This is a genomic window from Devosia sp. (assembly GCF_041917035.1).
In the GTDB taxonomy this organism is placed as follows: domain Bacteria; phylum Pseudomonadota; class Alphaproteobacteria; order Rhizobiales; family Devosiaceae; genus Devosia_A.
The window spans coordinates 1-14,002 of sequence record NZ_JAYRYM010000091.1; the positions used below are offsets into that span (position 1 = coordinate 1).

Genomic DNA, 14,002 nt, shown 5'->3' on the forward strand with positions numbered 1-14,002 from the left:
TTTCGCTGGCGCTGCTCAAGGGTGACAAGCTGCATACGGTCGAGGACTACAAGAGCGGGCGGGTGAAGCAATGACAACCCGGCCGATTGTCAACATCGCCGACCTCGAGCTCGAGAGCTACGAGCAGGGCACGCTCTATGCCGGTTCGGACCGGCGGATCGGGCCGCTGGTCGGGCTCAAGGATCTCGGCATCACCTACAACGAGGTGCCGGCGGGCAAATCCGCCTGTCCGTTCCACAATCACCATGTCGAGGACGAACTGTTCATCGTGCTCGAGGGCGAGGGCACCTACCGGTTCGGTCCGAACTCCTACCCGATCAAGGCGGGCGACGTGCTCGGCGCGCCGGCGGGCGGTCCCGAGACGGCGCACCAGATCATCAACACGGGTACCGGCCCGCTCCGCTACTACGGGATCTCGACGATGTCGCTGGCCGATGTCTGCGAGTACCCGGATTCAGGGAAGTTCGGCGTGTTCAGCCGCTCGACCCGCAACCCCTACGACAAGGCCACCGTGCGCCATCTCGACCGTCTGGGCTCGGGCCTCGACTATTGGGACGGCGAGCCCGGCGCAGAAAGCAAAGACAAATGACCACCCCGATGCTCGAAATCCATAACCTGCATGTCCGCATCGAGGAGCGCGAAATCCTCAAGGGTGTGAACCTCACCATCCCCAAGGGCGAGGTGCACGCCATCATGGGCCGCAACGGCTCGGGCAAATCGACACTCAGCCATGTGCTGGCCGGCAAGGAGGAGTACGAGGTCACCGATGGCCAGGTGCTGCTCGACGGCGTCGACATCCTCGGGATGGAGCCCTCGGAGCGGGCCGTGGCCGGGCTGTTCCTCGCGTTCCAGTATCCGATCGAGATCCCTGGTGTCGCCACCATGACCTTCCTCAAGGCAGCCCTCAATGCGCAGCGGAAGGGCAGGGGCGAGGCGGAAATCTCAACCCCGGACTTCATGCGGGCGGTCAAGGAGGCGGGGAGGGCCCTCAATGTCGACTCCGAGATGCTGAAGCGGGCGTTGAACGTGGGGTTTTCGGGGGGCGAGAAGAAGCGCGCCGAAATCCTGCAGATGGCGCTCCTGAAGCCCAAGATGTGCATCCTCGACGAGACGGATTCGGGGCTCGACATCGATGCGCTCAAGCTGGTGTCGGACGGGGTCAACGCGTTGCGCTCGCCCGGACGCGCCATGCTGGTGATCACCCACTATCAGCGCCTGCTCAATCACATCGTGCCGGACGTGGTGCATGTGTTCGCCGATGGCCGGGTGGTCGAGTCGGGCGGCAAGGACCTGGCGCTCGAGCTCGAGGCGAAGGGCTATGCCGGGTTCGACGGGGAGAAGGCGGCGTGAGTGCGCAAGCCCCCCTGCGGCTCGGTCCGGCCGAGGTCACGCTGATCGCGCAGTTGCGAGACGCCGGAGCGGCGGCCGAGGCCGAGCGGCTTGCCGGCGCGGGCCTGCCGACGCGCCGCGTCGAGGCCTATCACTATACCGACCTCAAGCAGCTGCTGCGCGCCGTGCCGGAGCCGGCTGCCGCGCCGGTCGAAGCCAGCGCGCCGGCCCTGCGGGTGGCGGGTGCGTTCCAGCTGATGATCGCCAACGGGGTCCTGCAGCAGCACGGCACCGCGCCGGCCGGCGTGATAGTCGGCCGGACAAAGGGCGGCGTGCTGTCGATGCGCGACGACGTGGTGACGCGGCTCAACGGTGCGCTGATCGGCGAGGCGCTGACGCTCGACCTCGAGGGGTCGGTCGATCCGGTGATCCAGATCGACCGGCGGACGGAAGGCCCGGCCGGGCATTCGGCGAGCGCCGCCAAAATCTTCGTCGCCGATGGCGCGAGCGCAGTGATACTCGAGACCTATTCGGGGAGCGAGGCGGCGCACCTGGGCAACCATGCGACCTACCTGGCCATCGGCCGGAATGCGACGGTGACCCACATCACAGTGAACCTTGCGGCGAGGGCCGCAACGCATTTCGCGACCAGCGAGTACCACCTCGCCGAGGGCGCGAAGCTCAGGACCCTGGCGATCAACGCCGGCGGGGCGCTGAGCCGCACGCAGCTCTTTCCCCGCTACGAGGGCAGGGGCGCGACGGCGGAGATCGCCGGGCTCAACCTCGTCGGCGAGGGCCAGCACGCCGACATCACCATGGAGGCATTGCACGCGGTGCCCGGCACATCGTCGAAGCCGCTGTTCAAGTCGATCGCCCGCGGGCGGAGCAGGGCGGTGGTGCAGGGCAAGCTGGTGGTGGCCCGAGACGCGCAGAAGACCGACGCCAAGCTGATGAGCCATGGGCTGATGCTCTCGGACGAGGCGGAAATCCTGGTGAAGCCCGAGCTCGAGATCTATGCCGACGACGTGGTGTGCGGGCACGGCTCGACCTGCGGCCGGCTCGACGAGGAACAGCTGTTCTACCTGCTGAGCCGCGGCATCGCCAAGGCCGACGCCGAGATCATGCTGGTGCGCGCCTTCCTTGCCGAACTGATCGACCCGATCGAGGACGAAGCGCTGAACGAGGCGCTGACTTCGGTGATCGAGGAGTGGCTGGGGGGGGGCGGGACGTGACGGTGCTCGCGGCTCCCCCCTCCCCAACCCTCCCCGCGAGGGGGAGGGTGCCGGCCGGCGGGCGGGGCTCAACAGTGCCAGGTGCGCCGTACGGCACCTCCCCCCTTGCGGGGGAGGCTGGGAGGGGGGATGCCCCTCGGGGATATTCTCGATGACCTTCGACCTCGCCAAGATCCGTGCCGACTTCCCGATCCTCGAGGAGAAGATCCACGGGCAGCGGCTGGTCTACCTCGACTCGGGTGCCTCGGCGCAGAAGCCCAGTGCCGTGCTCGACCGGATGGACTGGGCGCACCGGCACGCCTATGCGAACGTGCATCGCGGGCTACACACCCTCGCCAACCGGGCGACGGAGGCCTACGAGGGCGGGCGGCTGGCAGTGCAGCGCTTCCTCAATGCCGGGCGGCCGGAGGAGATCATCTTCACCCGCTCGGCCACCGAGGCGATCAACCTGGTGGCTGCGTCGTTCCTCGGGCCAAGGATCGGGGAGGGCGACGAGATCGTGCTCTCGATCATGGAGCACCATTCCAACATCGTGCCGTGGTATTTCCACCGCGAGCGCCGTGGCGCGGTGCTGAAATGGGTGGATGTGGGCGATGACGGCAGCTTCGACATCGATCGGTTCGAGGCGGCGCTGACGCCGCGCACCCGGATGGTGGCGATCACCCAGATGTCGAACGTGCTCGGCACGGTGACACCCATCAAACAGATCGTCGAGATGGCGCATGCGCGGCGCGTCCCAGTGCTGGTCGACGGCAGCCAGGGCGCGGTGCACCTGCCGGTCGACGTGCGCGAGCTGGGCGTCGATTTCTACGTCTTCACCGGCCACAAGCTCTATGGGCCGACGGGGATCGGGGTGCTCTACGGGCGCTATGATCTGCTCGCCGACATGCAGCCCTACCAGGGCGGCGGCGAGATGATCGATACGGTGACGATGGAGAGTGTCACCTACAACGAGCCGCCGCACCGCTTCGAGGCGGGCACGCCGCCGATCGTCCAGGCCATCGGGCTGGGCGCCGCGATCGACTATGTCGAGGGAATCGGCCGCGCCTCGGCGGCCCGGCACGAGGCGGAACTCACCGCCTACGCGCTCGAACGGCTGGGCCGGATCAACTCGCTGCGCCTGATCGGCACCGCGGCGGGCAAGGGCGGCATCTTCTCGTTCGAGATCAAGGGCGCGCATGCCCACGACGTCGCCACCATCCTCGACCGCTACGGCATCGCCGTGCGCGCCGGGACACATTGCGCCATGCCGCTGCTCAAGCGGTTCGGCGTCACCTCTACCTGCCGCGCCTCGTTCGGCCTATATACCGGGACGGACGATATCGACGCCCTTGCTGCCGGCATCGAGAAGGCGCGGAGTTTCTTCGCGTGAGAACGGACCATGGATGACCAGACCGAGGACCTGAACGCGGGCAGTGCGGTGCCCGCCGAGGTTGCGACCGAGCCCCCCCGCATCACGCCCAATGTCTCGGCGGCACTGCCCGCCGAGGACGTCGAACGCATCACCCGCGACCTGATCAGCGCGCTGAAGACCGTCTACGATCCGGAAATCCCGGTCGACATCTACGAACTCGGCCTCATCTACAAGGTCGACCTCGACGACGACCGGAACCTCTCGATCGACATGACGCTTACCGCGCCGGGCTGCCCGGTGGCCGGCGAGATGCCCGGCTGGGTGGAGAACGCCGCCCGCACCGTCGAGGGCATCCAGGATGTGACGGTCAACATGGTCTACGATCCGCCCTGGGACGCCAGCCGGATGAGCGAGGAAGCGCAGGTGGCGCTGAACTGGTGGTAATTCACCTGGGCAGGGCGTATATATCGGTGACTAACGATAGAGCTGTGCCATGGCTTTGAAGATCATGAGTCTCACCGATGCGGCTGCGGAGCGGGTGCGCGAGATCATCGCGGACAGCGATACGCCGGTGATGGGCGTGCGCGTCGGCATCAAGGATGCCGGCTGCGCCGGGCAATCCTATACGCTTGCCTATGTCGGCGAGCCGATCAAGGGCGACGACCATGTCGAGGACAAGGGCGTGCACGTCTTCATCGAGCCCAAGGCGACGCTGTTCCTGCTCGGCACGGTGATGGATTTCGAGGAAGACATCCTCAAGTCCGGCTTCACGTTCAAGAACCCCAACCAGACCGGCGAGTGCGGCTGTGGCGAGAGCGTGCAGCTGAAGCCGGCGGACCTGAAGGCGCTGGCCGAGGCTCGGGCGGGGGCGTGAGCGGCTGAGGCAGCGGTGGTTGGGGCGCCCGGGCATTGCTCGGGCGGTTTTGTTTTGGGGGGACGGGGGGTCCGGTTTCGCGCCAAGAGCGGTCTTTAGTCCACAGGTATGGCAACGGCGACGCTGCGGCGAAAGCGGCCTGGCGGCGGGAAACTGGGGCGCAATTGATCGTGAGGCTTCGTCAGATCGCAACAGGGTGGCCCGCTCAGCTTTCACGCCAGATCTGATGCCGCACTTTCTAACTTTCCCGTATGTCAAACACGCGAAAGTTGACATTTGAACCCCAATAACCTAACTTTCGCGTATCTGATATACGCGAAAGTTAGATTTATGGCCCTTTTCCTCGTCGGCGAGAACATAGACAAGACCCGCAGCCACTACCAGGCCGAGACCGGAAAGCTCGTCCAGCTGATGCGGGGCGTTTACGTCGATGCGGGCGATGACGTCGACGCGATGGCGATGAAGCATGCTGTCCGGATCGCGCGCTACCTCTATCCGCAGGCTTACTTGTCTGCCGCCACCGCCGTCCTGCTCGGGCCGACCCGTGACGGTCGTCTGTTCATCAGCGGTCGCCGGATTCAGCGTACGCGGCTGCGTGCCCTCGAGATCATACAGAACGCAGCGCCGGCGCACCCCTCCGTGGCCTCCGCCGTCGTCAATGACGGGATGGGTGAGTTCACCGTCACCGTATCCGCATTGCGCCAGCGCTTCCTCGAGGCTTTCCGCATTCGCAGCGAGCACGCGCAGTCCCTTGACGAGACCATGCGCGAGACGATCGTGCAGCGCCTCATCGAAGAATATGGCAGTGCCCAGAAAGCCGCCGACGCGGTGTGGACTCTCGCCCGCGAGAATGAGTGGTACCGCGAAGGCGAACAGGCCGAGCGCCTCCTCCTTCGCCGCCCTGCTGCCGCACCCGCGCGGAACGAAGCCGCGCTGGACCTGATCGTCGCCTGGCATCAGAAACCGATCGGCAATCTCACCCACGACGGCTTCGAATGGCGCTGGAAACCGTCCGACCAAAAGGGCCCGCAGCTTGTACGCCAGACTGTGCCCGGCCAGCTGCCGCCCTTCATCGTCTCCCTCCTGCCGGAGGGCTGGCTGGAATCTGTTCTCGGCGAGCGCGACGAGCGCGCGCAGCTGCGCGCGGGCCGGCGCTACATGTCGAACATCACGATCGCCGAGACGCAACAGGAACTTGCGTCCCTGCCCGCTGACATTCTCAGTACGCGCCTGTCCGCCTATACGAGCGCGGGCGTGTTCACCGGCCGCTATGCAGGACCCGGCCGCAGCGACATCGAGGAAAGCTTCGAAGCCAACCTCGCCGCGATCTTTGCCAGTAGCGATACCCCCCGCCTCTCCGGGATACAGATCAAGGCGCCCATGTTTCTCGCGAGCGACGGCACGCTCATACCGAGCGAAGGCCGTCCCTTCACGCATATCCTCAAGCCTGCCGGCACCTCCGGCTTTGACATGCTGCCCGTCATCGAGTGGCAGGCGCTGACGCTCGGCGCGGCGGCGGGCTTTGGCGCGCCCGCCATGGCGCTCGTCGCCATGCCCGACGGCATGCCGCCCGCCTTGCTGGTCGAGCGCTTCGACATCCGCCAGGGCGACAACGATACGCGGTTCCTCGCGCTTGAGGATTTCGCGTCGGTTCTGGGGGTGCCGACCGCCGCAAAGTATGACGGCACGATCGAGCGCGTCGCCCGCGCCGTGCGGCCTCTGTCGACAGATCCCCAGGCCGACCTGCTCCTCATCCTCAGGCGCGCGCTGTTCGCCTGGCTGATTGCCGACGGCGACATGCATCTCAAGAACCTGGCCCTCCTGAAGGTCGCGGAGTCCGGCAGCGACACATTCGCGAGCGTGCGCGTCGCGCCGCTATACGACGCTGTGACCACCCGCGTCTTCTCGCGCCTTGCCCGCGACCGCATGGCCCTGAAGCTCAACGGCAAGGATGACCGCCTCCGCCGCGCCGATTTCAAGGCGCTCGCCGCGACCGCCGGTCTCAGGGCCGCCGACGCGGACGCAGCGATTGATGAACTGGCATCCGCACTCGCCCGGGCGCTCGACGGCCTGGGCCCTGTGCCGCTGGTGGAGCCGGATTCGCCCGCCTGGGAAGCCGCTGCGGCCATGCGCAGGCTCGTGAAAGAGCGCCTTGAATCCCTCACCTAGGCAAGAGGAACCCGATGCTCAACTCTTCATCGATACGAGCGTGTGGCTCGACCTCGCGAAGGACTTTCGCAACTTGCCGTTCCGCACGCGGCTGGGCGACTTGGTGGAACGTGACGAAGTAGAGCTGCTGGTGCCGGAAGTCGTGCGCGAGGAGTTTGCCCGCAACAGGGCGCGTGTCCTCGCCTCCGCCAGGCGAGCCAGAGAGAAGTCTTCAAGCATGCCCGCAACGCGGTGCGCCAGTTCGGCGACGAAGAACGAAAGGCCGTGGCGCTGCGCGAGCTGGATGACGTTGCCCATAGTCTTGCCACTCACGGCGAGGCCTCGAACGAATCCATGCAGCTCGTCGAGAAGCTGCTTGAGGGGCCGGAGCCGATCGTCGCGAGCGTCATCGCGCGTCAGCGCGCCGCCAACCGGGGCCTTGACCGGCGGGCGCCGTTCCATGGCAGCAAGAACAGCACGGCGGATGCCGTCCTGATTGAAACCTACGGCCAGCTTGTCGAGGAGGACGCCGATCCGCAAAGCCAATTCGCCTTCGCGCAGGCATCGCTCGACGACTGTCTCGAACAGGTGCTGGAGAGTATCGCTCTGCCTGAACCGGCCATGCCGGTTGCGCGAGAAGGTCGAGTGATCAGGCACCCTGCCGTCCAGCCCAAGCCGGCAGAACCACCGATAGGCGAGGTTGAGATGAACCTCCTCGCACAGCCGCCGCTCGGACCGGATGCCCATGCAATAGCCCACGATCAGCATCCGCATCATCAGTCCCGGATCAATCGAGGGCCGACCGATGGTGCTGTAGAAGGGCCTCAGCTCGGAGCGCACGCTCTCCAGGCCGAGGAAGCGATCGATACGCCGCAGCAGGTGATCGCCAGGGACGTGATCGTCGAGCCGGAACTCGTAGAACAGCTGCGCCGGCTGAACCTGCATCCCCATCATCGTCGTGTCCTCCTGCATCTCTGCAGAACGGAATCACGACCACGGCGCTCGATCAACCGCCGACTAAATCAACGATATCGGCCAATTGCAGACCCAGCCCGTGAGTAGATGACTGGTCGCTCGCGTATCGCAATGTGTTCGTGGCTTTGCGCTGGTCACCCAGCAACGCGCTGTCACCCCGGCGGAGGCCGGGACCCAGGGGGTTCTCGCGGTATTTGGGCAGGGCTGCATCTCGGGTGACCTGCCCCGGGCTCTCGCCGGGGGTGATCCGGCGGGTGGCGCCCGGGGCGTGACGCCGGCCCCGGCTCAGACCTTTCGAACCTCAGCCAGCCGCCTGGCGGAATACTCGTTTGGCCAGCAGATGGCGGCCTCCCAGGCGGATGCGGCTTGTTCGGCGACGTCGCGGGCTTTCCCCATCAGCCCAGCGCCGTTGTGGGGCAGCACCAGGTCGAGATCGGGAACGTCGACATGCGCTTCGTCCCAGTCGATCAGCGCCACCCGGTCCGCCGTGATGCGGACATTGCCGGGGTTGGCGGGGTTGCCGTGGACGACGCAGGTGTCGCGTCCGGCGAGCCGCGCCCAGGCCGCGCGGCAGCGGACGACGGCCTCCGGCGGCATGGCGGCGAGATCGATCCTCGTGCCGGTCGCGGCATCAAGAAGATCGGTCGACGAGCGCCAGCCCGGGCGCTGCGGCCAACCCTGCGTCAGCCGGTGCACCTCGCGGAGCGTCTCGGCAACGCGACGCCGTCGGCCGCCGTCTCGGGCGGTCCGCCCTGCATGTACTGCATCACGGTCAGGCCATCCGCGAACAGCCGCCCGTCCGTCGTCGGAATCGGTACCGGCACGGCCAGGCCTTCCCGGTCGAGGTGCTGCAGCAGCTTGGCTTCCCAGGCGAGATCGGCGTCATCCCGCTTGCCGAGGCGCGCGACGGCGAGCCTGCCGTGGACGCGCACGCTCCACACGTCGTTGGAAGTCCCTCCGGCGAGCCGCTTGATCCGCGTGGCGTCCTCGCCCCACTGCCTCAGCGCTTCCCACCCCATCGGTGTCCCCTCGATCGGCCGGCACCTGCGTAGATCAGGCAGCGGCCGGGGGCAACGGGCGACGGGCAGGTGGGCTGCTCGAGGCGGAACTCGGGGTTGCGCCCCCTCCACCGGCTTCGCTGGTTCCTCTCCCCCGTGAACGGGGGAGAGGAACCGGGGAGAGATCATGCGGGGAGCGTGCGGCTCGGGCGCGGGCTCCTTACCCCTTTGCCGACTTTATGCGGCCCAGGCCGACTTCCCGGCGGGCGCTCCACGTCGAGAGGGTGAAGCCGAGGTCGGGGTCGTCGAGCAGCCGGTCGATGGCGGCGGCGTGCTGGCGCACGGCCGAGTCCTTATGCTCGGCCGCGGCGGCGAGGACAGGTGCGATCGTCTCGCGCCCGAGCCCGGCCAGGGCCCGGCTGAGGCTCATCCGGACTTCCGACTCGCCCTGGCCCAGGCGGGCGGCGAGCTTTTCCGCCAGCCAGTCGCGCTCGGTCGCCGGCACGATCGCTACCGCCGTGTACCAGGCAGTGCGGACGACGTCGGGATCCGCGTCGTCGAGGCGCGCGGCGACATCGGGCCAGGCCGAGGGATCGCGGAGCTTGGACAGCGTGTGCAGCGCCTGGCTCCGGGCCTGAGCATCGGGGCGGTCGAGCTCGGCGAGCAGCCGGGGCAGGACGATGTCCGCGGGGAGCCGCAGGAGCGCCCAGGTCAGCATCTCCCGCACCTGGAAATCCGGCTCCACGGCGCAACGCGCCAGCAATGCGTCGAGATCGCCCGGCGACGGGGTGATGCCGGCCGACAGGGCGGCGTGCAGCCGGACCGAGGGGTTCGGATCGGCAAAGGCGGCGTCGAGCGTGTTCATTCTGTCAACCTTCCCGGCGAGAGGCCGGAGTACGGGGTCATTCTGACCTTCGTCGCGGACGGTCCCCTGCCGTCAGGACTCGAGGCACGCCTCGACGAACCTGAGCAGCATGGCGGCATCGGCCGGCGAGGCCATGACGATCACCTTGGCGCTGCCGCGGGCCGGATCGTGGGCGATGTTCAGCGAGATCGGACTATCCGCCGGTCCCTGCGACGCGCCCATCAGCAGCGAGGTGAGGCGCTGCACCAGGGCCAGATCGACCGCTTCGATATCGACGACACAGGTCACGCGCGCGGCGCGGGCCGCCGAAGACCGGCCGGCACCGGCGAAGGCGTTCAGATCGGAGCGCAGGAGGCGGTACTGCTTGCCGACGCGCGTCGCCCGCAGCCGCCCCTCGCGGATGAAGCGCAGCACCGTCTTGGGATGCAGCCGCAACGCTTCCGCTGCGGCTTCGACGGTCAGGAACTCGGTGCTCATCGATGACTCAATATTCTCTATGATACTCAATAAGTCCATATATGGGGACAAAAAGGGAGTCAAATGGTCAGGCGTGCGCTGCTCGCGTGTCGTGCCTCGCCGCTTCCTGCACGCCTCGGCTCGGCCGATGGACATTGACCCACGTCAACGGCGATCAACGAGGGCGGGGTAGGGTGCCGGTGCCACTGGAGTGCGAGACATGAGATCGACTGGCCAGCTACCTGCCGCAGTAGCGCTATTCGTCCTGGCGGCTTCCGCCGTCGCGGCGCCTCTAGCGGGCGAAGCGCCCGAAACGCGGGCCGTACTGGTTGCGGAGGCCGCCTCGCGTGCCGACCCGGTCGTGTTCGACAACGGCAATGTCTATGTCGTCTACACGCAGGCCGGCTCGGCGCCCATCCTGCGGATAGAGCGACGGACGCGCATCACGGCGATCACCACCTACCACTGGAACGACGGCCACGGTGCCGATCCGGGGTTCATCGGTCTGGTCGATTCCCGAGGGCGCGTCTTCGGGCCGTGGGGCGCCGACGGCTCACCCGGCCAGGGCGGGGTGCGCGACGCATACTGGACCGTGCGGCCGAACATCACCCTGTCGGCCGGGAGCTACACGGTGATCGATTCCGATCCGGACAGCTGGGCCCACAACGAGGCGACAGGCGGAGCCGGAATGGTTCGCGTCGAGGGCAGGGTGCGCTAGCAGGCGAGACCGTACGACCCCTCGTGGGGGGGCGAACTCCGTCGCCGGCGGTTGATGCTGGTCAAGATCGGGCAGGGTGGACGGGACTAGGCTTTCAACGTGGCGGGCATCCGTCATCGAAACAAGGGTAGGTTGGTCATGTCCGGCATCTTCTGTTCACCCGGCCTTCGGCGTTTGCTGCGCGCGGTCGTGGTCGGCGCGGCGCTGATTGCGGCCGGTACGGCACCGGCGTTCGCCGTCAAGCTGGTCGAGCTCAAGATCGACGCGACGGCGCGGCCATACTACCCGGAGGACCCGGTCTCGTCCGGGCAGCAGGACTTCAGCGTCCCCGACGAGGAGGGAAAGCTGGTGATGACCTACACCGAGGATCGCTATGTCGGCGGCCCCGGCGGGTTTGCCCTGGACCCGGTCGACCTGTCCAACGAGTACCTGGGGTGGGGTGGCGGGGCGGAGTACTTCCCGCGCGACCCCGTGGCCGGCCAGCCCTACAAGGTGGTCGTCACCTGGAACAACTCCTTCAGCAAGAAGATGTGGCGGGCGACGCTGACGGCGCGCCACGCCTACCAGGCGTTCCAGATCCGCGATCGCGGGCAGCAGCTGGCCTCTACGCAGACGCTGACCGTCGAGTTCATCCCGAGTTCTGCCGAGCCGATCGCCGCGCCGCAGACATCGACGCTCCCGGGAAGCTGGGAGCTGCCGGGAGGCAACATGACGGAGATCCTCGCGGATGGAACCGGGCACGACTCGCGCGGCAACACCATGACCTGGACGCTGCTGGACGCGGCGCGCGGCATCTACGAACTGCACTGGAGCCACGGCTACACCGATACGGCGACGCTGGCTCCCGACGGCCGGACGCTCTCGGGCGTCAACAATACCGGCTTTCACTGGGACGCCGTTCGCCGCGGGGCGCCACCGGCAGTGACACCCCAGCCGGGCGATACGGCCGGCGATACGGTTCTTGCCGGCAGCTGGGACTGGGGGCCGGGATCGGGCGTGGTCGAAATCCTCGCTGACGGCACCGGGCACGACACGCTGGGCAACAGCCTGACCTGGACCCGGCTCGACGCCGAAACCGGGACCTACAAGCTGAAGTGGAGCCACGGCTTTACGGACATTGCCGTGGTCGCCGCCGACGGGACCAGCATCGCAATCACCAGCAATACCGGACACCAGTTCGGCGCCCTTCGCCGATAGGGAATTATGGTCATCCCCGGGGGACGGCGCACCGGATGCGCTGCTTCCCGGGGCTTGGCACCCCGACGATCCTGCGCTAAGTCCAGCGGGCTTGCTTCAACGTCATCCCGGCAAAGGACCGGGCCATCCAGGCCGCGTCGCGGCACCAGTCGATGTGTCCGGCCAGGGGGCCGGAATGACCTGCTGACGGAGTCCCGCCCGTGACCGCTGCCTCTCACGCAAAGCCCGAGGCTTTGACGATCGTTCCGCCTTTGCATGCGCTTGTCGGGCGGGTGACGCCGCCGGGGTCGAAATCGATCACCAACCGGGCGCTGCTGCTCGCGGCCCTGGCGAAGGGCACGAGCCGGCTCTCCGGGGCGCTGAAGAGCAAGGACACGGCGCTGATGGCGCAGGCGCTGATCCAGATGGGGGTCAGCGTCGCGGAACCGGATGCGACGACCTTCGTCGTTTCCTCCGACGGTACGCTGAAGGCCCCCGCCGGGCCGCTGCTGCTGGGCAATGCCGGCACGGCGACGCGGTTTCTCACGGCGGCGGTGGCGCTGGTCAGGGGCCGGGTGGTGGTGGATGGCGAGGAGGCGATGCGCAAGCGGCCCATCGAACCTCTGCTGAGTGCGCTGCGCTCCCTGGGGATCGATGCGACCAGCCAGACCGGCTGTCCGCCGGTCGTGATCAACGGCACGGGCAGCTTCGGCAAAGGCCGTGTGGAGATCGATGGGGGCCTCTCCAGCCAGTATGTCTCGGCGCTGCTGATGGCGGCGCCGTTCGGGGACGGGCCGATCGAGGTGTCGCTGACCGGCAAGGACCTCGACGCGCGCGGCTACGTGAACCTGACGCTGGCGGCGATGCGGGCCTTCGGGGCGCGGGCGGCACAGGTTGACGAGATGACCTGGCGGGTGGAGCCGACCGGCTACCGGGCGACGGATTTCGTCATCGAGCCGGATGCCTCGGCGGCAACCTATCTTTGGGCCGCGGAGGCGTTGACGGGCGGCAGGATCGATCTGGGCGTGCCGATGGCGGCGTTCACGCAGCCGGATGCCGAAGCGGCGAAGTTCATTTCGATGTTTCCGCACCTGCCGGCGGTGATCGACGGCTCGCAGATGCAGGACGCGGTGCCCACGCTTGCGGTTCTCGCCGCGTTCAACGCCACGCCGGTGCGGTTCGTCGGCATCGCCAATCTCAGGGTCAAGGAGTGCGACCGGATCGCGGCGCTCTCGACCGAGCTCAACCGCATCCGGCCGGGCCTGGCGCGCGAGGAGGGGAACGACCTGGTGGTGACGGGCGATCCCGCCCTCGCGGGGCAGGTGCTGCCGACCCGCATCGAAACCTATGAGGACCACCGCATCGCCATGAGCTTCGCGCTCGCCGGCCTGAGGATCGGCGGCATCACCATCCTCGACCCCGCATGCGTGGGCAAGACCTATCCGGGGTACTGGGAGGCGCTGCGGGGACTGGGGGTGGAGCTGCGGTGAGGAGCGCACGCGCGGTGCGAGCGACAGGCCGGCTCAGGCCGCGACGACCTCGTCGTCCTTGAGGTCGATCTCGCTGATGACCGTGTTGCGCCCGGCGCGCTTGGCGGCGTAGAGGCCGCGGTCGGCACGCTCGATCAGCGAATTCGGCGTGTCGTCGGGACGCAGCTGCGCCACGCCGAACGAAGCGGTGATGCGCCCCAGCTTCTCGTTGGTCGAACGCTTCAGCAGTTCCTTGGCCTGGATCGCCTTGCGGACGTTCTCGGCCACGATGACGGCGCCGTCGATATCGGTCTCGGGCAGGATCGCGGCGAATTCCTCGCCGCCATAGCGTGCCGCGATATTGCGGCCCTTGATGTTGGACTTGAGCGTCATCGCCACGAGGCGCAG

General features: G+C 67.5%; 14 protein-coding genes and 2 pseudogenes. 11 read left to right on the forward strand and 5 right to left on the reverse strand.

All coding sequences use genetic code 11. The features are described from left to right. Positions 1–70: 70 nt before the first annotated feature. The 8 genes from ACE3TU_RS11120 (at position 71) to ACE3TU_RS11155 (ending at position 7,433) form a co-directional block, all read left to right on the forward strand. Positions 71–589 carry a cupin domain-containing protein gene (locus tag ACE3TU_RS11120; RefSeq protein WP_374624106.1) on the forward strand — a complete coding sequence of 173 codons (519 nt, stop codon included), beginning with the start codon at positions 71–73 and terminating at the stop codon, positions 587–589. Positions 590–597: 8 nt separating this feature from the next. Continuing rightward, entirely contained in the window at positions 598–1,350 is a 753-nt protein-coding gene (gene sufC, locus ACE3TU_RS11125) for a Fe-S cluster assembly ATPase SufC (protein ID WP_374624141.1), read from the forward strand. Continuing rightward, positions 1,347–2,561, forward strand: coding sequence for a Fe-S cluster assembly protein SufD (gene sufD / locus ACE3TU_RS11130; RefSeq protein WP_374624109.1), 1,215 nt, complete (start codon positions 1,347–1,349; stop codon positions 2,559–2,561). Before sufC ends, sufD begins: the two co-directional genes overlap by 4 nt. A gap of 151 nt (positions 2,562–2,712) precedes the next feature. After that, the gene (locus tag ACE3TU_RS11135; RefSeq protein WP_374624112.1) at positions 2,713–3,933 is read left to right on the forward strand and encodes a cysteine desulfurase; all 1,221 of its coding nucleotides are present in this window, start codon (positions 2,713–2,715) and stop codon (positions 3,931–3,933) included. Between the two features lie 9 nt (positions 3,934–3,942). After that, positions 3,943–4,359 carry an SUF system Fe-S cluster assembly protein gene (locus ACE3TU_RS11140; RefSeq protein WP_374624114.1) on the forward strand — a complete coding sequence of 139 codons (417 nt, stop codon included), beginning with the start codon at positions 3,943–3,945 and terminating at the stop codon, positions 4,357–4,359. Between the two features lie 49 nt (positions 4,360–4,408). Next, complete coding sequence (locus tag ACE3TU_RS11145; RefSeq protein WP_374624117.1) at positions 4,409–4,789, forward strand: HesB/IscA family protein; 381 nt, start codon at positions 4,409–4,411, stop codon at positions 4,787–4,789. Between the two features lie 330 nt (positions 4,790–5,119). Then, positions 5,120–6,958 (forward strand): type II toxin-antitoxin system HipA family toxin, encoded by a 1,839-nt coding sequence (locus tag ACE3TU_RS11150; protein ID WP_374624120.1) that lies wholly within the window; start codon positions 5,120–5,122, stop codon positions 6,956–6,958. A 40-nt stretch (positions 6,959–6,998) separates the two neighbouring features. Then, on the forward strand, positions 6,999–7,433 hold the full coding sequence (locus ACE3TU_RS11155; RefSeq protein ID WP_374624144.1) for a hypothetical protein: 435 nt from the start codon (positions 6,999–7,001) through the stop codon (positions 7,431–7,433). 53 nt (positions 7,434–7,486) lie between these two features. On the opposite strand, the pseudogene ACE3TU_RS11160 reads toward ACE3TU_RS11155, so the two are convergent. The 4 genes and pseudogenes from ACE3TU_RS11160 to ACE3TU_RS11175 form a co-directional block, all read right to left on the reverse strand. After that, positions 7,487–7,891: pseudogene (locus ACE3TU_RS11160) on the reverse strand (transposase); the annotation flags it as partial. A 306-nt stretch (positions 7,892–8,197) separates the two neighbouring features. After that, positions 8,198–8,931, reverse strand: a pseudogene (locus tag ACE3TU_RS11165) (phosphotransferase enzyme family protein). A gap of 199 nt (positions 8,932–9,130) precedes the next feature. Then, positions 9,131–9,775, reverse strand: a complete 645-nt coding sequence (locus tag ACE3TU_RS11170; protein ID WP_374624123.1) for a HEAT repeat domain-containing protein — start codon at positions 9,773–9,775, stop codon at positions 9,131–9,133. A gap of 72 nt (positions 9,776–9,847) precedes the next feature. Continuing rightward, the gene (locus ACE3TU_RS11175; RefSeq protein ID WP_374624125.1) at positions 9,848–10,252 is read right to left on the reverse strand and encodes a helix-turn-helix domain-containing protein; all 405 of its coding nucleotides are present in this window, start codon (positions 10,250–10,252) and stop codon (positions 9,848–9,850) included. 199 nt (positions 10,253–10,451) lie between these two features. On the opposite strand from ACE3TU_RS11175, the gene ACE3TU_RS11180 reads away from it, so the two are divergent. The 3 genes from ACE3TU_RS11180 (at position 10,452) to aroA (ending at position 13,615) form a co-directional block, all read left to right on the forward strand. Then, the gene (locus tag ACE3TU_RS11180) at positions 10,452–10,949 is read left to right on the forward strand and encodes a hypothetical protein (RefSeq protein ID WP_374624128.1); all 498 of its coding nucleotides are present in this window, start codon (positions 10,452–10,454) and stop codon (positions 10,947–10,949) included. A 138-nt stretch (positions 10,950–11,087) separates the two neighbouring features. Next, complete coding sequence (locus ACE3TU_RS11185) at positions 11,088–12,146, forward strand: hypothetical protein (protein ID WP_374624131.1); 1,059 nt, start codon at positions 11,088–11,090, stop codon at positions 12,144–12,146. A 200-nt stretch (positions 12,147–12,346) separates the two neighbouring features. Next, on the forward strand, positions 12,347–13,615 hold the full coding sequence (aroA, locus tag ACE3TU_RS11190; RefSeq protein WP_374624134.1) for a 3-phosphoshikimate 1-carboxyvinyltransferase: 1,269 nt from the start codon (positions 12,347–12,349) through the stop codon (positions 13,613–13,615). Positions 13,616–13,648: 33 nt separating this feature from the next. Here aroA and ACE3TU_RS11195 read toward each other — a convergent pair. Beyond that, a partial coding sequence (locus tag ACE3TU_RS11195; RefSeq protein ID WP_374624137.1) for a GGDEF domain-containing protein occupies positions 13,649–14,002 on the reverse strand: 354 nt, incomplete at its 5' end.